This is a genomic window from Bradyrhizobium sp. URHA0013 (assembly GCF_000518345.1).
GTDB lineage: Bacteria > Pseudomonadota > Alphaproteobacteria > Rhizobiales > Xanthobacteraceae > Bradyrhizobium.
This window is the reverse complement of record NZ_KI912426.1, coordinates 30,947-53,789: the sequence shown is the minus strand read 5'-3', so window position 1 is coordinate 53,789 and position 22,843 is coordinate 30,947. Positions and strand designations below refer to the sequence as shown.

Genomic DNA, 22,843 nt, shown 5'->3' with positions numbered 1-22,843 from the left:
GCTTTTATGGGCTGATCCGGGGTTTTGAGCATCGCCGCAAAAGAGTCAATGGAGCAAGCAATGCAGGCGCAACCGGTCAAACCCATTGCGCCGCTTCGGACATCGCTGATCCGCGCCGGTCTGGCGCTGGCGGTTATTGCCTGCGGACTCTCGCTGCGCTGGTACGGCTTTCCGCTCGGCCTGCCCGCCTTCGTGGTGAAGTACGGCGGCTCGCTGCTATGGGCAACGATGGTGTTTCTGCTGGTCGGCGTTTTGCTGCCAAGGCTGTCACGGACACAGATCGCAGCCATCGCAATGGTGATCGCGGTCATGGTCGAATTCTCCCGACTGGTGCACATGCCTTGGCTCGACGCGTTCCGGCTGACCGCGGCCGGGGCGCTGCTGCTCGGGCGCATCTTCTCGCTGTGGAATCTGGCAGCTTATGCAATCGGGATTGCGTTCGGCGTTTGGATCGATCGATTGGCGGGGATGCGTAGGGTGGATTAGCGAAGCGTAATCCACCCTACGATCAGTCGGCCAGTTGAAACCGCTCAAAACGATCGAGTTCCTCCTCGATCTTCCGTTTCAGCTCCTTGCGCCCCGCGGTCTTCTTCCCCTCGCCGACCCAGGTCCATTTCTGCATCAGCAGCTTCTTTGCCTGCCGGTCGGTCTTCAGATCGAGCGCGGCGACGATCTCGTCGCCGACCAGCACGGGGAGCGCGAAATAGCCGAGCTTGCGTTTGGCCTTCGGCACATAGGCCTCGAACAAATGATTGTAGCCGAAGATGAGATTGGTGCGCTTGCGCTGGATGATCAGCGGATCGAACGGCGAGAGGATATGGACGAGATCCGGCGGCGCGCGCTCGCCCGGCTCGAGGGCAGAAGGCAGCGCCCAGTGCTCCTGCTTGCCGGAACCGTCGATGGCGACAGGCACGAGCTCGCCACGGCGGACGCGCGAGGCAATCAGGGCAGCCACCGCTGGCTTACGCGGCGCGTCGAGGTGGCAGGCCGAATCGAGGCTCACGACACCTTGCGATCGCAGCGCGCGATCGAGCAGATAGGCCGTGATGTCCTTTGCCGACGCTGGCTTCGGCAGCTTGTCCCAGCCGAAATGGCGCGTCATCAGCTCATAGGTCTTGAGCATGCCCTGGCGCTCGCTGATGGTCACGGCACCGGTATAGAAGGCGAGCTGCAACGCCCGCTTCGAGGGTTTTCGGCTTTGCCAGAGATGCTCCTTCTCGGTGAGCACGTCGTCCTCGATGTCGCGGATCGTCAGCGGACCGGCGCGCACCAGCCGCATCACCTTGCGCGTGTCGGCAGGCTTCACCGAGGCGAACCATTTGTGCCCCTCGCGGCGGTGCTCGCGCATCGCCGGCAGGAAGAAGCGGAAGTCGCCGGCCGGCACGTAGGACAGCGCATGCGTCCAATACTCAAAAACGCTCTTGTCGACGCTCTGGGCGTGGCGCAGGTCGGCGCGGCGGTAGGACGGGATCCGGCTAAACAGGATGTGGTGATGGCAGCGCTCGATCACGTTGATGGTGTCGATCTGCACATAGCCGAGATGGGCGACCGCGTCGGAGACGGCTTGCGCGCCGTCACCGAACGGCGCGCGCTCGTCCAGCCGCTGGGCATGAAGCCAGATTTGCCGGGCCTGTGTCGTGGTGAGTGGAATCGGTTTGGGCGCGCGGGACATTGCAGGAGGGAATGTAGCGGGATTCGCGCCGGGAGAAAGAAGCGGACTGGACGCAGCAAAAGAAAAGCCGCGCTGTCATCTGCTGACAGCGCGGCCGCTTGGCGTGGCCGAGGCCCTATTTCATCATCATGGCCTTCTGCGCCTTCATGTAATGCATGCAGCCGCCCTTCATCTTGCCATTGCTCATATCGGTGTTGGCCATAGCCATTTCCTTGTTGGCCGCGACCTTGGCCGGGGTATCGGCCGTGCCCATCATCATGGCTGTCGATTTCATCATGTTATCGCCGGTGCACGCCATCATGGCGGCGGATGCCGGCGAAAGGGAAAGGGTGAGCGCGACAAAAGCGGCGGCTGTGAGCAAGATCTTCATCGAAAAGTCTCCTCCGTAAAACGAAACCGGCGTCATGCCGGCCTTCGCAATACGTATTCTCCGGCGAAGACGTTTCGTAGAGAAGACAATTTTCTTGCTGCGGTGCGAAGACGGAGGGCTCAACGGCCAGCTTTCGGGGCTTTGGACCGGTCGCCAACGCTGCCTGTTGCGACATCGGGTTCGCACGAGGCCTTGCCGCGCTCCTCCGCCTGGCAGCGATAGACACTGCCGGTGAGACGATCGAGCAGCCACATGTTCTCGTCGGTCGGCGCTTGAAGCCCGACATAGCGGGAGGTCAGCCCCGTGATCAGGGTCGACAGCAGGATCGCCACCGCGATCATCGCCGCGCCGACGTAGATGGGCATGGAGCTCAGGGACACGGTCCGATCCGGCGGGCCACTGCGATAGAACTGGTAATCACTCGGCCTCGGCACTGGATGGAACTCGGCTCCCTTCGTTGCGCTTATGGGAGCCTCCACCCTAGGCGCCCATCTGGCCGAAAAATTGTCCGCGGACAGGCCATCGCGCGACGGCTTTGCGACAATCGGTCAGCACGGGTTTCCCCGAGTGAACCGGGCCCCGGCCCCCGAGCGGCACCGGGGCGCGGCCGTCCTCAGTGATGCGGATCACGACAGGACTGCGACGGCTCGAACGCTCGCCGGGCAGCGTGCGACCACTCTCTTCACGCGTTAGCGTCCGTCCTCGGAGTGGACCGCGGGTCGGCCCTCCACGAACCCGAAACCGCTCGAAATTCGCTACCATGGCCCCGGAGGGCCCCGTTTCCACAGTGACCAAGATCACACCGGGGGTTTTGAACCTGCCCTATGCTTGCAGCATCAAATAGCCATCAGGCGTCACAACGAGGATACGACCATGACCCGTTTCAATAAGTCTTTTGCACTGAAGGCGATTACCCTCTCGGCAGTTCTGTCGATGACGGCCGGCTTGGCCATGGCCGGCGACGGCAATGTCTCGACCAACCAGATCCTGGATGCATTGAAGCCGAAGTCGACGACCCGCGGCCTGTCCGCAGGTCCGCAGGTCGATCCGGCGGTGCAGGCCAAGGAATCGACGTTCCTGAACACCGTGCGCAACCGCTCGACGCGGTCGTTGTCGACGGGCGAGCGCGAGCAGATTGCCGAGCTCGCCGCGACCAAGCCGAAGATCGATCTGGAGATCCAGTTCGACTACAACTCGGCCGACATCGCCAAGACGTCGGTGCCGTCGGTGCAGGCGCTCGGCAAGGCGCTGTCCGATCCCTCGCTGAAGGGCTCGACCTTCGTGGTCGCCGGCCACACCGATGCGGTCGGCACGGAGGGATACAATCAGGGGCTCTCCGAGCGGCGAGCCGACACCATCAAGAAATATTTGGTGCAGAACTACGGCCTCACCGGCACCGATCTCGTCACCGTCGGCTACGGCAAGACCAAGCTGAAGGACACCGCCAACGGCGCCGACCCGATCAACCGCCGCGTCCAGGTCGTGAACATGGACACCAAGACCGCGTCGAAGTAATTCCCAGGTCATCGCCCATAAAAACGCCGCCTGCCGTTCCCCCCGGCAGGCGGCGATGTCATATCCAGCTTTGGAAAAGCATCAGCCGGTTGAAGGTCTGCATCGACGTGCCGACGAAGGCCGCCGAGATCGGCAGCATGGCGGCAAAGCCTGCTGCCGCGACCGCGACGTAGGCCCACAACAGCCAGCGTGGCAGACCGTCCCGGCGCAGCACGTACACCAGCGCGAGCGACGCCACCGTCGCGGCCGGCAGATAGTAATAGATGAAAGCGAGCGTGCGCGGCAGCAACGCCCAGGCGAGCCAGGATCCGAAATAGAAGACCGCGATCAGGAACGTATCCCGGCGACGCGCGACGACGAAGTCGCGCAGCACGACGGCGAGCGCGAGCAGCGCCGGCCACAGCGCCAGGGGGTTGCCGAGGAAAACGACCGCGGAGACATTGTCGTCCGCGCCCTTGTCGAACAGGAACCACACCGGGCGCGCGAGCAGCGGCCATGACGGCCACGCGCTCATATAAGTGTGGCCGGCGATGGCAGTGGTGGTGTTGTCGGCGAAGATCCGGCGCTGCGCCTCGACCAGATCCGGCAGCGACGCGCCATAGAGCGGGACGAAAGCCGCAAGATATGTCGCCGCGGGCAGGACGATGAAGCAGAGCACGACGTGATGTAATCTGAAGTCGGGCCAGAGATCGGGCCGGTACCAATCCCCCGGCTTCGCGTCGGCAAACATAGTGTGCCAGCCCTGCATCAGGCGGATCACCGCGACGATGACGATGCAGATTCCGAGCGGAAACAGGCCGCTCCATTTGCAGGCCGCAGCGCAGCCGAACAAGCTGCCGGCAGCCGCGAACAATGCGTGAGGCCGGTCCTTTCGAAACCCGTGCATGAAGGCGGCAATCGCGAGCAGGCCGAAGCCGAGTGCAAAAATGTCGAGCATCGCGATGCGCGCCTGCACGTACAGCATCTGGTTGCAGCCGGCGATCAGCGCAGCGGCGATCGCAGGCCCTTGCGCGGCGAACAGCGCGAGGCCGCACAGGTAGATCGCGACGATCGCGAGGGCGCCGAACAACGCCGCGGGATAGCGCCAGCCCAGCGCGCTGTCGCCGAAGGTCGCGATCGATAGCGCGATAAGCTCTTTCGCCAATGGTGGATGCATCGGATTGAGCATCGGTTGCGACATCGCTGGCGCCAGCATCTGCCGCGCCGCCGGCACGTAGTGCACTTCGTCGAAGACGAACTTCTCCGGCGTCGTGAGGCCTATCAGCAGTGCGAGATGCGCGACCAGGAAAATCGCGACAGCAATCACTGCGCTCCGCGACACCTTCGGAACCGCCGGCAAGTCGAGGCGCATTTGTGGGGATATTTTGCGTGGCAAATTTGCGTCACCGCGGAGAATAATAGAGATCGCGGTTTTCATTGAACGCATTCTGCCGCAACTGTCACTAAGCATAACGCAGGTCTCGCGCTGCTTGTGATAATTCCGCCACATCGCAAGCGCGCCTGATCCGGTACGATCAGGGACACATCGATCGGTTGCGAAATGAATTTGCGTTTCTGGCTTTTCTCCACGCTCTTCTCGACCGCCTTGTGCGTGGCCCCTTGCGCGCAGGCGCAGACGCGCGTCGGTGAAGCCGTCGTGATCCAGAATGAAGTCGTTCGCGTCGCCGCGACAACGACGCCGATCAGCGTCGGCGACAGCATGCTGCGGGACGAGACCGTGCGCACCGGCGCCGGCAGCGCGGCGCGCTTCGTGATGGCCGACAGCACCAATCTGTCGCTCGGTCCGAGCGCGACGCTCAAGCTCGACCGCACCGTCTTCAACGACGAGCACAGCTATCGCGACGTCGCAATCCGCATGACGACTGGCGCATTCCGTTTCGTCACCGGGCATTCCGAGAAGACCGCCTACAAGATCACGACCCCGCTCGCGACCATCGGCGTGCGCGGAACCACACTCGATATCCTGTCCCAGCGCGGCCGCTCGGTCGTCGTGCTGCAGGACGGGGCCGCCAGTGTCTGCACGACGAGCCAACAATGCGTGCAGCTCACCCAGCCCGGCGACACCGCAATCATCACCTCGACCGGCGGCAAGGTCTCTATCAGCAAAACCAACACGCCGCCCTGGACCTTTGCCGCGACCTGCGCCGCGAGCGCGGGACTGTGCGCGGTCAACCAATATGCGGACGCATCGCCGACCATCACGCCCGCCGTCCATGACGACGGCATGCTGTGCGGACGCTGAAGATGGCGATATCCACCAACGTCATGCGCTTCACGCTCGCGAGCGTGCTGACCGCCGTGGCTGCGTTTGCGTTTGTCGCGGTCGATGCCCGTCCGGCGGCGGCCGCTACGATTTGCGAGTCCGAGTGCGGAGGGCCGACGCCAACCCCGGCGCCGAGCTATTCCCCCTCGCCGACGCCGACCTACAGCCCCTCGCCCTCGCCCAGCCCCTACCCGTCATCGTCGCCGAGCCCTTACCCGTCCTCCTCGCCGAGCCCGACGCCGACACCGACCGGCGCGGATTCCAGCGGCGGCTCGATCGGCGGCCTTGCCAATCAGCGCTTCAACCAGATGATCACCAACCGGGTGCTCGGCACGGTGCTGCTCGGCGTCAACGAGCAGGTCAATTGCAGCAACTGCGTCAGCGCGTTCGGCTCCGCCGGCTCGTTCTCGGCCGGCATCCACGGCCGCAAGGAGCTGACCAACAATCTGTCGCTGCTCGCCGGCATCGCCTACACGCAATACAGCGAAGGCGGCTACAACATCACCAGCGCGCCGATCGGCGCATTCGCGCTGCGCTATGACTTCACCGACTGGGGCTCGTCGCGCCCGTTCTTCGACGTCGGCACGATCCTGACGCCGTGGGAGAAGGCGCGCTACACCCGCAGCTACAACACCAGCCTCGGCCCGGTGAGCGTCACGAGTTCGACCAACGCCGCGAACTACGCCGTCTACGGCCGCGCCGGCTGGATAAGCCGCGTGTCGCCCCGCGACGAGGTCGCCGCCTCGATCGAGGTCTGGCAGCTCTGGCAGCGCGTCTCGGGCTACACCGACAGCGCAGTGGCGTTCAATCCGTTCGACGCCAGCATCGCGACCGGCACCGACCGCACCAGCCTGGTCAAGATCGGGGGCCAGTGGACGCATCTCTACGGCAGCAATATCGAGGCCAACATCAACGGCGGCTGGGTGCAGTCATTCGCTGCCCATAGCGGCATCGTCGCCACCGTGACCGGCGACGGTGTGGTGGTGCCGACCATGGGCAACCAGGGCTGGTTCGAATATGGCGGCCGGCTCGGCTTCCGCGTGCAGAAGGGCTGGATCGTCGACCTGTTCGCCAACGGCACGCTCGGCCCGCAGCCGGTCGGCAACACCATCCATGGCGGCGTGGGGCTGCGGATCAATTATTAGCGGCGGGCTTTCGCCTCAAATTCCGCTGTCATGCTCCGGCTCGACCGGGGCATCCAGTACGCCGCGGCCTATCGATTGACCAACGGCCGTCTCGGCGTACTGGATCGCCCGGTCAAGCCGGGCGACGACAGTGAGTATGTGGCAAGGGCACGCCCTTCACGCCGCCGACTTGCCCTCGAACGCGCGGCGCAAGGTTTCCACGTCCAGCTTGACCATCTTCATCATGGCCTGCATCGCGCGTGCGGCAGCCGCCTTGTCGGGGCTGGAGAGGAATTCGAACATCACCTTCGGCACGACCTGCCAAGCCACGCCCCAGCGATCCCTGAGCCAGCCGCACTGCTCTTCCTTGCCGCCATGGGCCAGGAACGCATTCCAGACGCTGTCGACCTGGGCCTGATCGTCGCAATGGATCATCAGCGAGATCGCGTGGGTGTATTCCATTTTCATGCCGCCGTTGAGCGCGACCAGGGACTGTCCCGCCACCGAGAACTCGACGACGAGCACGGAGCCTTCCTTGCCGGACGGGCCATCTGAAACGTTGCGCTGAACATGCGTGATCGCCGAATTCGGCACGAGCGAGACGTAGAACTTCGCGGCTTCCTCGGCATCGCCGTTGAACCACATGCAGGGCACGAGCTTGGACATCGTGAATGCTCCTCTTCAGATTCTTGCTGTCGTGGGCTCAGATCAGGCGTTCGCCATGTCGGACTGCGCCGCGAAGGCTGCCATGTCCATCCAGTTCACGCCCCACATGTGGCCGTCCGGATCCTCGAAGCTGCGGCCGTACATGAAACTGTATTCGTCCTTCGGGCTGGGATCGGCGACCCCGCCTGCAGCCCCGGCCCTGCTGACGATATCGTCGACCTCGGTCCGGCTGTCCGCGGACAGGCAGAACAGCGCCTGGTTTGAGGTCTTTGCATCCGAGATCGGCTTCGGCGTGAACTGACGGAATTTTTCGTGGGTCGTCAGCATCGCGTAGATGGTCTCGGAAAAGACCATGCAGCTCGCCGTGTCGTCGCTGAATTGCGGGTTCCTGGTCGCACCGACCGCCTCGTAAAAGGCAGTGGCGCGCTTGAGGTCGGTCACGGGCAGATTGAGGAAAATCATCCTGGGCATCGGAGCTCCTTGGGCGGGGTTCTGCCCAAGGACGGACGGCCAAGCGGCGATCCGACACGGCTTCCGGATCTTTTTTTGGACCCTTACCTGCGAGGTTCTGTCGCACAGAACCCGCTGGCTTTCAGGCGCTCCTCACTTCTTCTCGTTCGGGTCGCGGTGAATGGGATCGACCCACAGCACGGTCTCGGGCTTCTCGACCGGCTCGATGTCGAGGTTGACCGCGACCGCCTCGCCATCGCTGCGCACCAGGACGCATTCCAGCACCTCGTCCGGGCTGGCGTTGATCTCCTGATGCGGCACATAGGGCGGGACGAAAATGAAGTCGCCGGGGCCGGCTTCCGCGGTGAATTGCAGGCTCTCGCCCCAGCGCATCCGCGCCTTGCCCTTCACCACGTAGATGACGCTTTCGAGATGGCCATGGTGATGCGCGCCGGTCTTGGCGTCGGGCTTGATGCTGACCGTGCCCGCCCACAATTTCTGCGCACCGACGCGCGCGAAATTGATCGCGGCCGCGCGGTCCATGCCCGCCGTCGACGGCACATTGGTATCGAGCTGGTTGCCGGGAATGACGCGCACGCCGTCATGTTTCCAGCGATCGTCGTGATCGTGGTCATGGTGGGAATGCGAATGGTCATGGCCGGTCATGAGACTTGCTTTCTGTTGGTTCCGTGTGCGGCAAACTAACCCAAAGCCGCGACATCGAGCCATAACAAAATCGGAACCCTCATAGCCGTCGGACGTTGTCCTAGCGAGCAAAACGCGAGGAGAGTTTCATGGGTAGCACGACCGACAAGATCAAGGGCACCGCAAACGAGGCAATGGGCAAGGCCAAGCAGGGCGTCGGTGAAGCCACCGGGTCCGAGCGCCTGAAAGGTGAAGGTGCGGTCCAGGAAGTGAAGGGCAAGGGCCAGCAGGCCATGGGCGACGCCAAGGATGCCGCGAAGGACGCGGTCGATCGCGCCGCGGCCGCAGCCAAGCGCGCGACGGAATAAGACGAGATGACACCGTCGCATTGAAAGCGAAAAGACCGGCCGAGAGGCCGGTCTTTTTGTTTGCGGGCTTACTTCACCCCGAGCAATTCCACGTCGAACATCAGCGTCGCGTTCGGCGGGATCACGCCGCCTGCGCCGCGGGCGCCATAGCCGAGTTGCGGTGGAATGATCAGCGTGCGCTTGCCGCCGACCTTCATGGAGGCAACGCCCTCGTCCCAGCCGGCGATGACGCGGCCCTTGCCGATCGGGAATTCGAACGGCTCGTTGCGGTCGACCGACGAGTCGAATTTCTTGCCCTTCTGGCCGTTCTCGTAGAGCCAGCCGGTGTAGTGCATCACGCAGATCTGGCCGGGCTTGGGTGAAGCGCCGGTGCCGGCGACGCTGTCGGTGATCTGCAAACCTGAAGCTGTGGTCATGGTCTTCCCTGCGGTCTGGGCCGAGGCCGTGGTGGAAACGAAATCGGACACGCCGGCGATCACGGTGATCGCGAGTGCCGACATGATGGCGAGGAGCACGCGCTGTAAACGCTGCATAAGAGACCTTCCGTTTGAGGCGCAAGGTGTCTAGCGCAACGCCGACGCCGTTTCCACCCCTCACACCTCGATATTTTCGAGCCGCACGGGCAGCTTGCGGATGCGCTGGCCGGTGGCGTGATAGATCGCATTGCAGATCGCCGCATTGGTGCCGACATTGGCGAGCTCGCCGAGACCCTTCACGCCTGCCGGGTTGATGTGATCGTCCTGCTCGGAAAGCAGAATCACCTCGACGCCGGGCACGTCGGCATTCACGGGCACCAGATAGTCCGCAAGATTGTCGTTGACGTAGCGCGCATTGCGCTCGTCGATCTCGGTGGCCTCCAGCAGCGCCGAGGACATGCCCCAGATCAGGCCGCCCATGAGCTGGCTGCGCGCCGTGCGCGGATTCATGATGCGGCCCGCCGCGAACGCTCCCACCAGCCGCGGCGCACGAATTTCATGGGTAAAGCGGTTGATGCGGACTTCGACGAACTCGGCACCGAAGGCATAGGCGATCTTGTCCTTCATCTGATGGCCACCGACGAGCCGCGCGTGCCCGTTGTGCATGGCCGTGAAGGAATCCAGCGGCGCGCCCTCGGGCTTCCACTCGCCATATTCCTCGACGATACCGACGCCGAGCGCGTCGAAGGCCTTCTCGAGATCGAGTGGACGATCGCTCTGCGCGGCCTGCGTGCTCGGCGCCTGGCTGATGCCGACAGTCTCCTTGGCCTTGTCGGCGAGACTGTCGCTCGGCATCACGGCCTTGAACAGCCTTTGGCGAATCCGGTCGCACACCATCATCACCGCCGAGCAGGTGCTGGCAGTCGAGTTCGAACCGCCGGCAACAGGCGCCGGCGGCAGATCGCTGTCACCCAGGAAGACCGCGACCTTCTCCAGGGGCACGCCGAGCCGCTCGGCCGCGGTCTGGGCGATGACGGTATACGCACCCGTGCCGATCTCGTGGCCGGCGATCTCGACCCGGGTACGGCCGTCACGCTGGAGGCGAACGCGCGCGGCAGAGGGCGCCATCTGCGTCGGATAGCAGGTGGCGGCACAGCCATAGCCGACCAGCCAGTCGCCGTCCGACATCGATTTCGGCTGCGGCGAACGCTGCGACCAGCCGAACGCCTTCGCGGCCTCGTCGAAGCACGCCATCAATGACCGCGATGTATAGGGCTTGCCGCCGATCGGCTCGACGGTGGTGTCGTTGATGCGGCGGAGCTCGACGGGGTCCATGTTCAGCTTCACCGCGAGCTCGTCCATCGCGCTCTCCAGCGCGAAGAGATACGGCACCTCGGGCGGTGAACGCATGAAGCCCGGCGTGTTGCGGTCGGCGCGCACGATCGAGACCAGACTGGCGACGTTCGGGCAGGCATAGAGCCGCGTCGTGGTCTTGGTGCCGCCGACGCAATAGGCATCCGGACGCGACGAAACCTCCGCGCCGTCGTGCCTCAAGGCCACCAGCTTGCCGTTCCGACCCGCACCAAGCCTGATCTCATGGCGCGTCTCGGCGCGGTGGGTCGCGATGGTGAAGCCCTGGTCGCGGGTCGGCACCAGCTTGATCGGCCGGTTCAGGCGTTTGGCAATGCTGGCGATGATGGCGGTCCGCGGCGTCATCGAGCCGCGCGAACCAAAGCCGCCGCCGACATAGGGATTGACGACACGGACCTTGTCGGCGTCGATGCCGAGCTGCTCGGCGACACCGTTCTTCAGGCCGTAGACATACTGGCTGCCCTCGTAGATGACGAGCTCGTCGCCCATCCAGGCGCAGCTCGTCGTAAACAGCTCCATCGGATTGTGGTGCTGGGTCGGCGTTTCATAGGAGGCGGTGAGCTTGACCTCGGCCGCGTCGAACGCCTTGGCGAAATCGCCGACCTCCGGGTCTTCCTTGAACTGTGCGTTCTGTCCCTTTGCCGCTGCCGTGGTGGTCCCCGGCGAGTCGAAGCTCGCACTCGGCGCCACGGCCGTGTAGCTGACCTTGACGCGATTGGCGGCCTCGCGCGCCGTCTCGTAACTCTCGGCGATGACGACGGCGATGATCTGGCCGTCATGGGCGATGTCGGCCGATTTCAGCGGCTGGATCGTGGTGCCGGCATAGCCGCCATTGCTGAACAGTTTCGATTCCTTCAGCTTCGGAGCGTTCTCGTGCGTGACGATGTCGATCACGCCGCGGACCCGCCTGGCATCGTCGAGATCGAAACTGTCGATGCGGCCCTTGGCGATGGCGCTGGTGACCAGGAATGCGTAGGCAGGATTGTCGAGCGGCATGTCGGACGCATATGTCGCCCGGCCCGTGACCTTTGCGGCCGCATCATAGCGCGGCACGGGCCGGCCCATGTTTGCCTTCGGCTCGGGAGCTGCAGCGGTCATGATCAGATCTCCATCGTTACGGCCTGCTGGAGCGCGCGCGCCACCACGCGCTTGCCGAGCGCGATCTTGAAGCTGTTGTGCCGGCGGCCCCTGGCGTCCGCAAACGCGGCATCGGCCACACGCTTCGTCAGACCGTCGTCGAATTTCTGTCCCTTCAGCAGCGCCTCCGCCTCGCGGGCCCGCCACGGCACGGTGGCGACGCCGCCGAGCGCGACACGCGCGTCCCTGATCGTGCCGTCCTGCACGTCGAGCGCGACCGCAGCCGACGACAGCGCGAACTCGTAGGACTGCCGGTCGCGCGCCTTGAGATATACCGAGCGCGGCCAGCGGCCGTGAATGGAGAACGCAGAGATCAGCTCACCGGGCCGAAGCGTGGTCTCGATGTCGGGCGTGTTGCCGGGCGCCTTGTGCAAATCTGCGAACGGCAGGCTGCGCGCACCGGACCTGCCGGTGATCTCGACCATCGCATCGAGCGCGATCAACGCCTGGGCGAAATCGCCGGGATAGGTCGCGATGCACTGATCGGACGTACCCAGCACCGCATGCATGCGATTGACGCCATCCATGGCGGCACAGCCCGAGCCAGGATTGCGCTTGTTGCAATTCTCATAGGAGACATCACGGAAATAGCTGCAACGCGTTCGCTGCATCACATTGCCGCCGAGGGTCGCCATATTGCGCAGCTGGGCGCTGGCGGCGAGCTGCAGGGAATTCGCGATCACCGGATAGTGGCGCTGGATCTCGGCATGCGCGGCCACGTCCGACATCTTGGCGAGCGCGCCCAGCCGTAAGCCATCACTGCCGGGCTCGATCGCCGACCAGCCCCGCGCCAGCGGACTGATATCGACAATCGCCGCGGGCCGCATCACGTCCAGCTTCATCAGGTCGATCAGCGTGGTGCCGCCCGCGAGCGGCTGCGCCGTAGCCTTGGTCAGCGGATTGTTCGCGGCCGCGGCAGCGCTGAGCACCTGCACGGCCATGTCGGGGTCTGTTGCCCTTTGATACGAAAACGGTCGCATGCGCCTAGCCTTTCATGATCTCGGGCGCGGCCTGCTTCACGGCGGCGACGATATTGGGGTAGGCGGCGCAGCGGCAGATGTTGCCGCTCATGTATTCGCGGATGTCGGCCTCGCTGCCCGCATGCCCCTCCTTGACGCAGGCCACGGCGGACATGATCTGGCCCGGCGTACAATAGCCGCATTGAAACGCGTCGTTGTCGACGAAAGCCTGCTGCATCGGATGCAGATGATCGTCGGTGGCAAGGCCTTCGATCGTGGTGATCTCCTGCCCCTCGGCGGCGAGGGCGAGCGTCAGGCACGACACCACGCGTCGATCGTCGATCAGAACCGTGCAGGCACCACATTGACCGTGGTCGCAGCCCTTTTTGCTGCCGGTGAGCTTGAGATGCTCCCGCAGCGCGTCGAGCACCGTCGTGCGCGCGTCGATGTGCAGGCGCTTGTCCTTGCCATTGACCCGCAGCGTGACATCGACAGGAAGCACCGGATCCTGGGCGGTCGACGCGCTCGCATCCTGCGCGGCCGCGCGCGCCGTCATGGGGACCAGCGCAGTGCCGGCGGCGCCGGCCATGAACGCGCGCCGATCGAATCCGGACGGTCCGGAACCTGGTTTTTCCGACATGGGAGGGCCTCCGCCGCTTGGAGCAAAAGCAGCGCACGCCTGCACCGCTCATCGGCCCTTAACCTGAAGCAATGAACTCCGTTCCGAACGAGAAAGGGCGACGCAGCAAATGCCGCGTCGCCCCTGCGTCAACTTTTCCTGATCTTGCGCGGGGAGCTCCGTCCCGCGGGGGTCAATATCCGAGCGCGCAACCATCCTTGCGCGGATCGGAACCGCCGGTGAGCGTGCCCTTGTCCCAGTCGATCCAGATCGCCTGCGCGCCGCCGAGCGGACTAACGACGCTGGTGGTCTTGTGGCCGAGCTTCTTCAGGCCTTCGACGATATTGGCCGGCACGCTGTCCTCGAGCTGGTACTGGCCTTCGTAATGCAGGCCGCGCGGCATATCGATCGCCTCCTGCACGTCGCAGCCATAATCGAGGATGTTGGTTACGACATGGGTCTGGCCAACCGGCTGATATTGTCCGCCCATCACCGCGAACGGCATCACGGAGCGGCCGCCCTTGGTGAGCAGGCTCGGCATGATCGTGTGCAGCGGGCGCTTGCCGCCGGCGATGCAATTCGGATGGCCGGGCTGGATGCGGAAGCCGCCCGCGCGGTTCTGGAGCAGAACCCCGGTCTTGTTCGAGACGATCGCCGAGCCGAAGGAATGCGCGACCGAGTTGATGAACGAGCAGACGTTGCGGTCCTTGTCCACGACGGTGATGTAGATGGTCGAGGGATTCATCGGCGGCGCGACGTTCGGCAGGTCGAGCATGCCGTCCATGCGGATCTTGTCGATGTGCTCGTTGCAGTATTCCTTGGCGAGGATCTTGGCGACCTCGACCTGCATATGCTCGGGATCGGCGACATGCAGCTCGCGGTGCATGTAGGCGATGCGCGCGGCCTCGGCTTCGAGGTGGAAGCGCTCGATGCTGAGCGGCGCGTATTTCGTCAGGTCGAACCGCGACAGGATGTTCAACATCAGCAGCATGGTGAGGCCGGGTCCGTTCGGCGGACACTGCCAGACGTCGTAGCCCTTGTACATGGTGCCGATCGGCGTCGTCGTCTCGGTGGTGTGCGCGGCGAAATCGTCGAGCGTGTGCAGGCCGCCGATTCCGCGCAGGGTCTCCACCATGTCTTGCGCGATCGGGCCCTTGTAGAAGGCGTCGCGGCCGTCCTTGGCGATCGCCCGCAGCGTCTTGCCGAGCTCGGCCTGGCGGATGACGTCGCCGGCCACCGGCGGCTTGCCGTGCGGCAACAGATAGCGCTCGGTGTTGGTGCCACCCTTCAGCTTCTCGAACTGGTTCTTCCAGTCGAAGGCGATGCGAGGGGCGACGACGTAGCCTTCTTCGGCCGCCTTGATCGCGGGCTGCAGCAGCCGGTCGAATCCGAACTTGCCGTGATCGCGCAAAACGGTCGCAAAGGCGTCTATCACGCCGGGGATCGAGACCGCATGCGCCGAGGTCAGCGGCACGGAGTTGATCTTGCGCTCGAAATACCAGTCGGCGTTAGCCGCCTTTGGCGCGCGCCCCGAGCCGTTATAGGCGATGATCTTGCCCTCGCCGCGCGGCTGGATCAGCGCAAAGCAGTCGCCGCCGATGCCGGTCGATTGCGGCTCGATCACGCCGAGAATGGCCGAACCCGCGACGGCCGCGTCCACCGCCGTGCCGCCCTCGCGCAGCACCTCGATCGCGGCGAGCGACGCCTGCGGATGCGAGGTCGCCACCATCGCGTTGGTGGCGTGGACCGTGGACCTGCCGGGGAAATGGAAGTTTCTCATCGAATCTTTGCTCTCATTGGGCGGATGGCGCGGATGGCGCGCCGGCTCGGAAAACCGGGCCTACTTGACACATTCCGGCCGGCCGGGGCAATGCTGGCATGCCAGGGAAATGGCTGCCATCCGCTGGGAATAGAGCTGCTCGTTGCGGGTTTTCCGGGCTGGCTCCGCCTGCTAAACGGGCGCCATGATTTGCAAGGTCGCCGCCTTCTACCAATTCGCCGCCCTGCCCGATTACCGCGAGCTGCGCGAGCCGCTGCGCGCGTTCTGCGCCGGCCTGGCGTTGAAGGGCAGCGTGCTGCTCGCGCAGGAGGGCATCAACGGCACCGTCGCCGGCCCGGGCGAGGCGATCGAAGCGCTCACCCATGAGCTCGCGCACGGCGACATGTTCAGCGGCAGGTTGAACAATCTCGAACTGAAGTTCTCGACCGCCGAGACAATGCCGTTCGGCCGGCTCAAGGTGCGGCTGGAAAAGGAGATCGTCACGCTCGGTGACGAAACCGCCGATCCGACGCGGCAGGTCGGCACCTATGTCAATGCGAGCGAATGGAACGCGCTCATCGCGGCGCCCGATACGCTGGTGCTCGACACCAGGAACGCCTTCGAGGTGGCGATGGGGACGTTCGACGGCGCGCTCGACCCGGGCATCAGGAGTTTTGGCCAGTTCAAGGATTTTGCGGCTGAGCAGCTCGATCCCACCAAACACCGCAAAATCGCTATGTTCTGCACCGGCGGCATCCGCTGCGAGAAGGCGAGCGCGCATCTGCTCGCGCGCGGCTTTGCCGAGGTCTATCACCTCAAGGGCGGCATTCTCAAATATCTGGAAGAGGTGCCGGAGGCCGAGAGCCGCTGGCGCGGCGAATGCTTCGTGTTCGACGAGCGCGTCGCGCTCGGCCATGGTTTGCAGCAACTTGGTTTGCAAGAACTTGGTTTGCAGGAATGTGGATTGCGCGAACGGGACAAGGACGCGGCACGTGACGAATGAGATCAAGACGCTCGGCGAGCGCATCGACACGCTGGAGACGCGCCTCGCCTATCAGGACGACGCGATCGAGACGCTGAACCAGACCATCACCGCGCAGTGGAAGCAGATCGACGCGCTGACGCGGAGAGTCGCAGAGCTCGGCGAGCGGCTGCAGGAGGCCGAGGCGAATGCGCCGGGAGCCGCCAATGAGCGTCCGCCGCATTATTGAGCGGGGTTACTGACCGGACGCCTTGAGCAGGAGGTTGCTCACCTCGCCCGACATCATCAACCGGTTGCGCCCGGCCTCCTTGGAGGCATAGAGCGCCTGGTCGGCGGCCTCGATCAGCGAGACTACGCCGGCCGTGCGCTCCAGCGCCGGCCGGCAAGCAGCACCGCCGAGCGAAGCGGTGACGCAGCCAGCCACATGGTTGCTGGTGTGGACCAGGCCCGCATCACGGATCGCCCGTCGAATCCGGTCGCCGATCAGGGCGCAGCCCGCAGCGTCGGTGTTCGGCAGCAGCATGGCGAACTCCTCGCCGCCGTAGCGCGCCGCCAGATCGCCGGAACGATGCATTTCGGCGGCGATGATCTGCGCCACCTGCCGGAGGCAGGCATCGCCGGCTGGATGGCCGTATTCGTCGTTGTAAGACTTGAAGTGGTCGACGTCGATCATCAGCAAAGAGAGGCTGGAGCGCTCGCGATAGGCACGCGCCCACTCCTCCTTCAATCGTTCATCGAAGCGGCGGCGATTGGCAAGCCCGGTGAGGCTGTCCTCGATCGCGAGCGTTTCCAGCCGGGTCTCGAGCTTCTTCTGCTCGGTGATGTCGCGCGAGATCGCGACCACGCCGTCCACGCGGCCATTCTCCTTGCGGGTCACCCGCATGGTCGATTCGAGCCAGACTTCGGCATTCTGCCGGTGCGCGTTGCGATAGGTGACGCGCACCTCCTCCTTCTCGCCGCGTTTCATGGCGTCGACGAGAGCCTGCACCTGCGGCCGGTCGTCCGCGTGAATGCCGGCGAGCGCGAGGGTACCGATCAGCTGATTGGCGCGCCAGCCGACGACGCCAATCGACGATGGCGAGACATAGCGCAACCGCTCGTCGAGGCCGATCCGCGTCACCATGTCGCTGGAGCCTTCGGCAAGAAGTCGGAAATGCGCTTCTTTCTCGACCAGCGCGGCCGCCATGCTCTGGCCCCGTTGCAACTGCCGCACCAGCACCGCACCGATGATCGCGATCAGCATGACCAGCGCGAGCACGTAGAGCATGCGGGAGATCGCCGCAGAGCGCCAGGGCGCCAGCAGTTCGGCCTTGTCGACGGTGGCGAGCAGGACCAGCGGATAGCGGCCAGAGCGCTTGAAGAAGCTGACGCGGTCGGCGCCGTCGAGCGGCGACTTGAAATGATAGGCGCCGCCCGGCCGCTGCAGGCTGGCGTCGCGAAACAGCGGCGTATCGGCAACGCTGCGACCGACGAACCTGTCGTTGCTCGGGTTGCGCGCGATGATCAGGCCGTCGCCGTGCGTCAACGCCACCGAGCTGTTGCGGCCGATCTCAAACTGTTCGTAGAAATGCGAGAGATAGTTGGAGCTGATGGTCGCGAGCACCACGCCGCCGAAGCTGCCGTCGGGCTTGTTGAACCGCCGCGACAAGGTGACGACCCATTCGCCGTCGAGCAGGCTCTTCACGGGACGGCCGACATGGGGCTCCCGTTTCGGTGAGAGCTGGTGATAACGGAAGAACGCGTCGTCGTTGAGAGTCGAGCCGATCGTACCGGGCGAGGTCAACCAGTTGCCGTGTTCGTCGATGATGGCGAGGCTGTGGATGCGCTCTATCGCCTTCTTGCGCGCCTCCAGCAGGGTTCTGAGCTTGGCGATCGTGGCCGGCTCGGCGCCGTCCATCTCCAGCCGGCTGACGACGCCGACGACGCCTGAATCCAGCAGATCGAGGCTGTCCTCGGCATGCTGCGTCAGCGAGCGAGCAACATTCGCCATCTCGGTCTCGGCACCCTTGAGCACCGCGTCGCGCGCCGCCCATTCCCGCCAGCCGCTGACGCCGAGGATGGCCACGCAGGTCAGCGCCACGAACGCAGCTGCCCGCAGCGGCAGGCGGCTCCATCCGGCTCTTTGGGTCACAGCGCTCATGCAGCAGAAATCTCCGATCGCCGGAACTTCTGCCGCTTCTGTTATTGAACTCTGAAACGTCGGGATAAATATGCAGTGATGTCCCCGGTTTTCCGTAGTCGTACGGACGCCGGACTCAGCGCATCGCTAACAAGGCATTAGCAAACCTATCGGAATCCGGCGCACCCGCCGCTAGCTGAAGATGGCCTTAACCTTGTCCCAGAGCGAGGGATTGTCGGCCTCCGCATCGGCCTTCGAGGGCGTCGGCTGGGCGGCGCTCACGGGATCGGATGCCGGGAAGGTATCCTTCAGCCCGGCGTCGAGCTTGGCGTGGCGGTCGGCGGCGAGGGCTTCGTGCAGATCGTCGGCGTGCTTGTCATGCGGCGCGGGGTTGAATGTCTCAGCCATGGTCTCGTCCTCCGTTGGCTGGTCAACGCGGTCCAATTGCGCTTGGTTCCCCTGTTCCGCTTCGGGCCGTGGCGGTGTATCAGGAGCCCTAACCATCTTCAGGACCGTTCGTGCCCCAGTCTGCGACAAAACCCTTCATCGACGTCCTCTCCGGCCAGCGGCAGGTCGTTCCGCCGGTCTGGATGATGCGGCAGGCCGGCCGTTACTTGCCGGAATATCGCGAGGTGCGCGCCAGGGCCGGCGGCTTCCTCGACCTCTGCTTCAACCCGGAGCTTGCCGCGGAGGTGACGCTGCAACCGATCCGGAGGTTCGGCTTCGATGCGGCGATCATCTTCTCCGACATCCTGGTGATCCCCTATGCGCTCGGTCGTTCCGTGCGCTTCGAGGTCGGCGAGGGTCCGCGGCTCGAACCGCTGGATGATCCCGCCAAGGTCGCGACACTGGCGAAGCAAGCCGATTTCGGCAAGCTCGCCCCGGTGTTCGAGGCCCTCAAGATCGTGCGCGGCGCGCTCGATCCCAGGATCGCGCTGATCGGCTTCTGCGGCGCCCCGTGGACGGTGGCGACCTACATGGTCGCCGGCCAGGGCACGCCCGACCAGGCGCCGGCGCGGATGATGGCCTACCGGCATCCGGAGGCGTTCGCAGCTATCATCGACGTGCTGGTCGAGAACTCGATCGAATATCTGCTGGCGCAGCTTGCGGCCGGCGCCAACGCCTTGCAGATCTTCGACACCTGGGCCGGCGTGCTGCCACCCGCCGAATTCGCGCGCTGGTCGGTCGAGCCGACCCGGCGCATCGTCGAAGGCGTGCGCGCCAAGATGCCGGACGCGAAGATCATCGGCTTTCCGCGCGGCGCCGGCGCGCAACTGCCCGGGTTCGTCGAGGCGACCGGCGTCAACGCGGTCAGCATCGACTGGACCGCGGAGCCGGCCTTCATCCGCGAGCGCGTGCAGAGCAAGGTCGCGGTTCAGGGCAATCTCGATCCGCTGGTGCTGATCACAGGCGGCGCGGCGCTCGACCGCGCGGTCGACAACACGCTGGCGAATTTTGCGCAAGGGCGGTTCATCTTCAATCTCGGCCACGGCATCCAGCCGGAAACACCGATCGCCCATGTCGAGCAGATGCTGAAGCGCGTGCGGGGCTGATTTATTTTGCGCCTGGGAGCGGGAAAACAAAAAAGTGCGAAAACAACCCCATGCACAGTAGAGAGATCACGCCTGATCAATGACTTAGGGCGGACCGAAATCAGATGCTTCGTCATCGCATCAGGTCGCGCCAACATTTGACCCGTCGGGCAAAACAGGCGCATGATGCCATCATCGCAGCGCTGTCCCCCTCGTCATTGCGAACCTGCGGGAAAACTTACCGCGGCCGGCTGCGCTCGATGATCTCGGCGGCGCCCCTGGCCAGCAGATCCAGTCCCACCGCACGGCCGAGTTCGCGGGGACGATTGGCGGGACCCGAACGCAAGGCTTCGATGATGGAGTTGCCGGAGAGATCGAGCACGGACGCGGTGAGCGACATCTGATCGCCCGCAATGGTCGAAAAGCCCGCCACCGGCGAATTGCAATGGCCGTTCAGCACCCACAGCACCTCGCGCTCGGCATCGGCGCAGGCGTGAGCAGCGGGATCGTCGATCGATGCGAGAATGCGACGCGTCTGCCAGTCCTGTGCCCCGCATTCGACCGCGACGATGCCCTGCCCCGCTGCCGGCAGCATTTCCGCCGCGGAGAATTCGTAGCCGACGCGATGGGAAAGGCCGACGCGGTCGAGGCCGGACCGCGCCATGATCAGCGCGTCCGCAGGCCCCACCGCGTCGCCATCCGGCAGGCGCTGCTTCTCGCCATTGTCGAGTTTCCGCACGCGCGTGTCGGCGGCGCCGCGGAAGTGGATGATCTCGACGTCGGGAAACAATCGCCGCGCGTAGGCGGCGCGGCGGACCGCGTTGGTGCCGATCTTGAAACCCTTGCCACGCGACTGGCGCAATGCCTCCAGCGTCACGCCGTTGCGCAGGACTAGTGCGTCATTGGGAGGATCGCGCGAGAGCGTGGCGCCGATCACGAGCCCGGGCGTGTCTTCGTTGCCGGGCATGTCCTTCAGCGAATGCATCGCCGCATGGAGCTCGCCCGACAGCACGGCGGCGCGGATCTGCGCCACGAAGGCACCGCCCTTGCCGCCATGGGGCAGCAGCTTGCTGGTCTGGTCGAGATCGCCCGTGGTGTCGAACTTGACGATCTCGACGTCGAGATCGGGCATGGCAGCGGTCAGGCGGCGCGCGATCTCTTCCGTCTGTGCCAGCGCCATCGCGCTCTTGCGTGTGCCGATCTTGAATCGCGTAGCCAAGCCCAAATCCTCTCAAGACGCGAGTTTACCGCGCATCCTCCAATATCATGTCGGAGGCCTTTTCGGCGATCATGATGATCGGCGCGTTGGTGTTCCCCGACACGAGATCGGGCATGATCGAGCCGTCGACGATTCGGAGGCCTTCGAGGCCCCTCACCTTCAGCCGCTGATCGACCACCGCGAGCGCATCATTGCCCATACGACAGGTCGAGGTCGGATGGTAGATGGTGCTGCCCCGCTCACGGCAATAATCCAGCAGCTCGGCATCCGTGGACACCTTCGCTCCGGGATCGTATTCGTCGACCACGAACGGCTTCAGCGCCGGTGCATGCAATATGTTGCGCAGGATCTTCAGGCCTTCCACGTTGGTGGTGCGGTCGGTCTCGGTCGACATATAGTTGATGCGGATCTCCGGCGGCACTGTCGGGTCGGCGCTTTTGATGCGCAAGGACCCGCGGCTTTCGGGACGGAGCTGGCACACCGACGCCGTGAAGCCGGAGAAACCATGAAGCTTCTCACCCATCTTGTCGGTCGAGAACGGCAGGAAATGGACCTGGATGTCCGGCGAGGCCAGCCGCGGACTGGTCTTGAAGAAGGCGCCCGCCGTGCCGGCCGCGATCGTCAGCCAGCCTTTGCGAAACAGCGCATAGCGCGCGCCGGCCATCGTGCGGCGGAGCGGATGATTGACGGTGTCGTTCAGCGTGATCTTCTGCGAGCAGCGCATCACGATGCGGACCTGCATGTGGTCCTGGAGATCGTGCCCGACGCCCGGCGCGTCCAGCACGACATCGATGCCGTGCTTGCGCAGGAGGTCGCCGGGTCCGACCCCGGAGAGCTGGAGCAGCTGCGGCGAGTTGTAGGCGCCGCTCGACAGCACGACCTCCTTGCGCGCGCGGGCGCGGCGCAAAGTGGCGCCCTGACGGTATTCAACGCCGGCCGCGCGGCGGCCCTCGAACAGCACGCGCTGGCCGAGCGCGCCAGTTTCGATCTTGAGATTGCCGCGGGCCTTGGCGGGGCCGAGATAGGCCACCGCCGTCGAGGCGCGGCGGCCATTGCGGGTCGTGGTCTGGAACAGGCCGACACCTTCCTGCGTGGCGCCGTTGAAATCAGGATTGTAGGGCAGGCCGGTCTCGACCGCGGCGTCGATGAAGGCCTTCGACAGCGGATCGGTCACGACCATGTTGGACACCGGCAGCGGGCCGCCGCTGCCGTGATATTGATCGGCGCCGCGCGACTGGTTCTCGGCCTTCTTGAAATAGGGCAGCACGTCGTCATAGCCCCAGCCGGCGTTGCCGCGCTGACGCCATCTGTCGTAATCCTCGTGCTGACCGCGGACATAGAGCAGACCGTTGATCGAGCTCGATCCGCCCAGCGTCTTGCCGCGCGGCTGGAACACCTGGCGGCCCTTCAGCTCGGGCTCCGGCTCGGTCTGGTACATCCAGTTCACGGTCTTTTCCTTGAACAGCTTGCCGTAGCCGAGCGGCACGTGGATCCAGATGTTGGAATCCTTCGGGCCTGCCTCGAGCAGCAGCACGCTGTGCTTGCCGTTCGCCGACAGCCGGTTGGCGAGCACGCAGCCCGCAGAGCCGGCACCGACGATGATGTAGTCAAATTCCGGATCGGAGGGCGTCAGGGAGGAAGTTGCGATCATGCGCTA

At 64.7% G+C, this 22,843-nt stretch carries 24 protein-coding genes; 8 read left to right on the top strand and 16 right to left on the bottom strand.

What is annotated here, in order from left to right:
- Positions 1–60: 60 nt before the first annotated feature.
- Positions 61–486: a DUF2809 domain-containing protein gene (locus N551_RS0120845; RefSeq protein WP_245287831.1), complete on the top strand. Its 426-nt coding sequence runs from the start codon at positions 61–63 to the stop codon at positions 484–486.
- A 22-nt stretch (positions 487–508) separates the two neighbouring features.
- Here the strand turns inward: N551_RS0120845 and N551_RS0120840 are convergent, their stop codons facing one another.
- The 3 genes from N551_RS0120840 to N551_RS0120830 all read right to left on the bottom strand — a co-directional run bounded on the left by N551_RS0120840 (position 509) and on the right by N551_RS0120830 (position 2,407).
- The gene (locus N551_RS0120840; protein ID WP_027568520.1) at positions 509–1,672 is read right to left on the bottom strand and encodes a winged helix-turn-helix domain-containing protein; all 1,164 of its coding nucleotides are present in this window, start codon (positions 1,670–1,672) and stop codon (positions 509–511) included.
- 115 nt (positions 1,673–1,787) lie between these two features.
- A complete protein-coding gene (locus tag N551_RS0120835) occupies positions 1,788–2,042 on the bottom strand; it encodes a hypothetical protein (protein WP_027568519.1) in 255 nt (84 codons plus the stop codon).
- A 119-nt stretch (positions 2,043–2,161) separates the two neighbouring features.
- The gene (locus tag N551_RS0120830; protein WP_027568518.1) at positions 2,162–2,407 is read right to left on the bottom strand and encodes a hypothetical protein; all 246 of its coding nucleotides are present in this window, start codon (positions 2,405–2,407) and stop codon (positions 2,162–2,164) included.
- Between the two features lie 508 nt (positions 2,408–2,915).
- Here N551_RS0120830 and N551_RS0120825 point away from each other — a divergent pair.
- A complete protein-coding gene (locus tag N551_RS0120825) occupies positions 2,916–3,557 on the top strand; it encodes an OmpA family protein (RefSeq protein ID WP_027568517.1) in 642 nt (213 codons plus the stop codon).
- Between the two features lie 58 nt (positions 3,558–3,615).
- Here the strand turns inward: N551_RS0120825 and N551_RS0120820 are convergent, their stop codons facing one another.
- The gene (locus N551_RS0120820) at positions 3,616–5,046 is read right to left on the bottom strand and encodes a phospholipid carrier-dependent glycosyltransferase (RefSeq protein WP_035961708.1); all 1,431 of its coding nucleotides are present in this window, start codon (positions 5,044–5,046) and stop codon (positions 3,616–3,618) included.
- A gap of 51 nt (positions 5,047–5,097) precedes the next feature.
- Between N551_RS0120820 and N551_RS0120815 the strand changes: the two genes are divergently transcribed.
- Together N551_RS0120815 and N551_RS0120810 are read left to right on the top strand one after the other, a co-directional pair.
- Entirely contained in the window at positions 5,098–5,799 is a 702-nt protein-coding gene (locus N551_RS0120815) for a FecR domain-containing protein (RefSeq protein ID WP_027568515.1), read from the top strand.
- A gap of 2 nt (positions 5,800–5,801) precedes the next feature.
- The gene (locus N551_RS0120810; protein ID WP_027568514.1) at positions 5,802–6,965 is read left to right on the top strand and encodes a hypothetical protein; all 1,164 of its coding nucleotides are present in this window, start codon (positions 5,802–5,804) and stop codon (positions 6,963–6,965) included.
- Between the two features lie 156 nt (positions 6,966–7,121).
- On the opposite strand, the gene N551_RS0120805 is transcribed toward N551_RS0120810, so the two are convergent.
- The 3 genes from N551_RS0120805 to N551_RS0120795 form a co-directional block, all read right to left on the bottom strand.
- Positions 7,122–7,610, bottom strand: a complete 489-nt coding sequence (locus N551_RS0120805) for a VOC family protein (protein ID WP_027568513.1) — start codon at positions 7,608–7,610, stop codon at positions 7,122–7,124.
- Between the two features lie 42 nt (positions 7,611–7,652).
- Positions 7,653–8,081 carry a VOC family protein gene (locus N551_RS0120800; RefSeq protein ID WP_027568512.1) on the bottom strand — a complete coding sequence of 143 codons (429 nt, stop codon included), beginning with the start codon at positions 8,079–8,081 and terminating at the stop codon, positions 7,653–7,655.
- A 132-nt stretch (positions 8,082–8,213) separates the two neighbouring features.
- Positions 8,214–8,726 carry a cupin domain-containing protein gene (locus N551_RS0120795; RefSeq protein ID WP_027568511.1) on the bottom strand — a complete coding sequence of 171 codons (513 nt, stop codon included), beginning with the start codon at positions 8,724–8,726 and terminating at the stop codon, positions 8,214–8,216.
- A gap of 128 nt (positions 8,727–8,854) precedes the next feature.
- Between N551_RS0120795 and N551_RS0120790 the strand changes: the two genes are divergently transcribed.
- Positions 8,855–9,073, top strand: a complete 219-nt coding sequence (locus tag N551_RS0120790) for a CsbD family protein (RefSeq protein WP_007606928.1) — start codon at positions 8,855–8,857, stop codon at positions 9,071–9,073.
- 68 nt (positions 9,074–9,141) lie between these two features.
- Here the strand turns inward: N551_RS0120790 and N551_RS0120785 are convergent, their stop codons facing one another.
- The 5 genes from N551_RS0120785 to ggt all read right to left on the bottom strand — a co-directional run bounded on the left by N551_RS0120785 (position 9,142) and on the right by ggt (position 15,355).
- Positions 9,142–9,606, bottom strand: coding sequence for an FKBP-type peptidyl-prolyl cis-trans isomerase (locus N551_RS0120785; RefSeq protein ID WP_007606926.1), 465 nt, complete (start codon positions 9,604–9,606; stop codon positions 9,142–9,144).
- Between the two features lie 60 nt (positions 9,607–9,666).
- Positions 9,667–11,958, bottom strand: coding sequence for a xanthine dehydrogenase family protein molybdopterin-binding subunit (locus N551_RS0120780; protein ID WP_027568510.1), 2,292 nt, complete (start codon positions 11,956–11,958; stop codon positions 9,667–9,669).
- A 2-nt stretch (positions 11,959–11,960) separates the two neighbouring features.
- Complete coding sequence (locus N551_RS0120775; protein ID WP_027568509.1) at positions 11,961–12,977, bottom strand: xanthine dehydrogenase family protein subunit M; 1,017 nt, start codon at positions 12,975–12,977, stop codon at positions 11,961–11,963.
- Positions 12,978–12,981: 4 nt separating this feature from the next.
- A complete protein-coding gene (locus N551_RS0120770; protein WP_245287830.1) occupies positions 12,982–13,545 on the bottom strand; it encodes a (2Fe-2S)-binding protein in 564 nt (187 codons plus the stop codon).
- Between the two features lie 223 nt (positions 13,546–13,768).
- Positions 13,769–15,355 (bottom strand): gamma-glutamyltransferase, encoded by a 1,587-nt coding sequence (gene ggt / locus N551_RS0120765; RefSeq protein WP_027568507.1) that lies wholly within the window; start codon positions 15,353–15,355, stop codon positions 13,769–13,771.
- Between the two features lie 184 nt (positions 15,356–15,539).
- Here ggt and N551_RS36120 point away from each other — a divergent pair, with 184 nt between their 5' ends.
- Both N551_RS36120 and N551_RS0120755 read left to right on the top strand, forming a co-directional pair.
- Positions 15,540–16,337, top strand: coding sequence for a rhodanese-related sulfurtransferase (locus tag N551_RS36120; protein ID WP_035961706.1), 798 nt, complete (start codon positions 15,540–15,542; stop codon positions 16,335–16,337).
- The gene (locus N551_RS0120755; protein WP_027568506.1) at positions 16,327–16,545 is read left to right on the top strand and encodes a SlyX family protein; all 219 of its coding nucleotides are present in this window, start codon (positions 16,327–16,329) and stop codon (positions 16,543–16,545) included. Before N551_RS36120 ends, N551_RS0120755 begins: the two co-directional genes overlap by 11 nt.
- A gap of 6 nt (positions 16,546–16,551) precedes the next feature.
- On the opposite strand, the gene N551_RS0120750 is transcribed toward N551_RS0120755, so the two are convergent.
- Positions 16,552–18,456: a diguanylate cyclase gene (locus N551_RS0120750; RefSeq protein ID WP_027568505.1), complete on the bottom strand. Its 1,905-nt coding sequence runs from the start codon at positions 18,454–18,456 to the stop codon at positions 16,552–16,554.
- Positions 18,457–18,627: 171 nt separating this feature from the next.
- Positions 18,628–18,843 (bottom strand): hypothetical protein, encoded by a 216-nt coding sequence (locus N551_RS0120745; RefSeq protein WP_007595236.1) that lies wholly within the window; start codon positions 18,841–18,843, stop codon positions 18,628–18,630.
- 110 nt (positions 18,844–18,953) lie between these two features.
- On the opposite strand from N551_RS0120745, the gene hemE reads away from it, so the two are divergent.
- Positions 18,954–19,988, top strand: coding sequence for a uroporphyrinogen decarboxylase (gene hemE / locus N551_RS0120740; RefSeq protein ID WP_027568504.1), 1,035 nt, complete (start codon positions 18,954–18,956; stop codon positions 19,986–19,988).
- A 217-nt stretch (positions 19,989–20,205) separates the two neighbouring features.
- On the opposite strand, the gene hemC is transcribed toward hemE, so the two are convergent.
- Complete coding sequence (gene hemC, locus N551_RS0120735) at positions 20,206–21,186, bottom strand: hydroxymethylbilane synthase (protein ID WP_027568503.1); 981 nt, start codon at positions 21,184–21,186, stop codon at positions 20,206–20,208.
- A 25-nt stretch (positions 21,187–21,211) separates the two neighbouring features.
- Positions 21,212–22,837 carry a GMC family oxidoreductase gene (locus tag N551_RS0120730; RefSeq protein ID WP_027568502.1) on the bottom strand — a complete coding sequence of 542 codons (1,626 nt, stop codon included), beginning with the start codon at positions 22,835–22,837 and terminating at the stop codon, positions 21,212–21,214.
- Positions 22,838–22,843: the final 6 nt, after the last annotated feature.

Excerpts from the sequence above, each read along its gene's own strand:
- N551_RS0120810 (WP_027568514.1), top strand. The coding sequence starts at position 5,802 with ATGGCGATATCCACCAACGTCATGCGCTTCACGCTCGCGAGCGTGCTG.
- N551_RS0120830 (WP_027568518.1), bottom strand. The coding sequence starts at position 2,407 with ATGCCCATCTACGTCGGCGCGGCGATGATCGCGGTGGCGATCCTGCTG.
- ggt (WP_027568507.1), bottom strand. The coding sequence starts at position 15,355 with ATGAGAAACTTCCATTTCCCCGGCAGGTCCACGGTCCACGCCACCAAC.
- N551_RS0120845 (WP_245287831.1), top strand. The coding sequence starts at position 61 with ATGCAGGCGCAACCGGTCAAACCCATTGCGCCGCTTCGGACATCGCTG.
- N551_RS0120815 (WP_027568515.1), top strand. The coding sequence starts at position 5,098 with ATGAATTTGCGTTTCTGGCTTTTCTCCACGCTCTTCTCGACCGCCTTG.
- N551_RS0120800 (WP_027568512.1), bottom strand. The coding sequence starts at position 8,081 with ATGCCCAGGATGATTTTCCTCAATCTGCCCGTGACCGACCTCAAGCGC.
- N551_RS0120775 (WP_027568509.1), bottom strand. The coding sequence starts at position 12,977 with ATGCGACCGTTTTCGTATCAAAGGGCAACAGACCCCGACATGGCCGTG.
- N551_RS36120 (WP_035961706.1), top strand. The coding sequence starts at position 15,540 with ATGATTTGCAAGGTCGCCGCCTTCTACCAATTCGCCGCCCTGCCCGAT.
- N551_RS0120790 (WP_007606928.1), top strand. The coding sequence starts at position 8,855 with ATGGGTAGCACGACCGACAAGATCAAGGGCACCGCAAACGAGGCAATG.
- N551_RS0120835 (WP_027568519.1), bottom strand. The coding sequence starts at position 2,042 with ATGAAGATCTTGCTCACAGCCGCCGCTTTTGTCGCGCTCACCCTTTCC.
- N551_RS0120820 (WP_035961708.1), bottom strand. The coding sequence starts at position 5,046 with ATGTGGCGGAATTATCACAAGCAGCGCGAGACCTGCGTTATGCTTAGT.
- N551_RS0120785 (WP_007606926.1), bottom strand. The coding sequence starts at position 9,606 with ATGCAGCGTTTACAGCGCGTGCTCCTCGCCATCATGTCGGCACTCGCG.
- N551_RS0120825 (WP_027568517.1), top strand. The coding sequence starts at position 2,916 with ATGACCCGTTTCAATAAGTCTTTTGCACTGAAGGCGATTACCCTCTCG.
- N551_RS0120730 (WP_027568502.1), bottom strand. The coding sequence starts at position 22,837 with ATGATCGCAACTTCCTCCCTGACGCCCTCCGATCCGGAATTTGACTAC.
- N551_RS0120780 (WP_027568510.1), bottom strand. The coding sequence starts at position 11,958 with ATGACCGCTGCAGCTCCCGAGCCGAAGGCAAACATGGGCCGGCCCGTG.
- N551_RS0120840 (WP_027568520.1), bottom strand. The coding sequence starts at position 1,672 with ATGTCCCGCGCGCCCAAACCGATTCCACTCACCACGACACAGGCCCGG.
- N551_RS0120805 (WP_027568513.1), bottom strand. The coding sequence starts at position 7,610 with ATGTCCAAGCTCGTGCCCTGCATGTGGTTCAACGGCGATGCCGAGGAA.
- N551_RS0120750 (WP_027568505.1), bottom strand. The coding sequence starts at position 18,456 with ATGAGCGCTGTGACCCAAAGAGCCGGATGGAGCCGCCTGCCGCTGCGG.
- N551_RS0120770 (WP_245287830.1), bottom strand. The coding sequence starts at position 13,545 with ATGGCCGGCGCCGCCGGCACTGCGCTGGTCCCCATGACGGCGCGCGCG.
- N551_RS0120795 (WP_027568511.1), bottom strand. The coding sequence starts at position 8,726 with ATGACCGGCCATGACCATTCGCATTCCCACCATGACCACGATCACGAC.
- N551_RS0120745 (WP_007595236.1), bottom strand. The coding sequence starts at position 18,843 with ATGGCTGAGACATTCAACCCCGCGCCGCATGACAAGCACGCCGACGAT.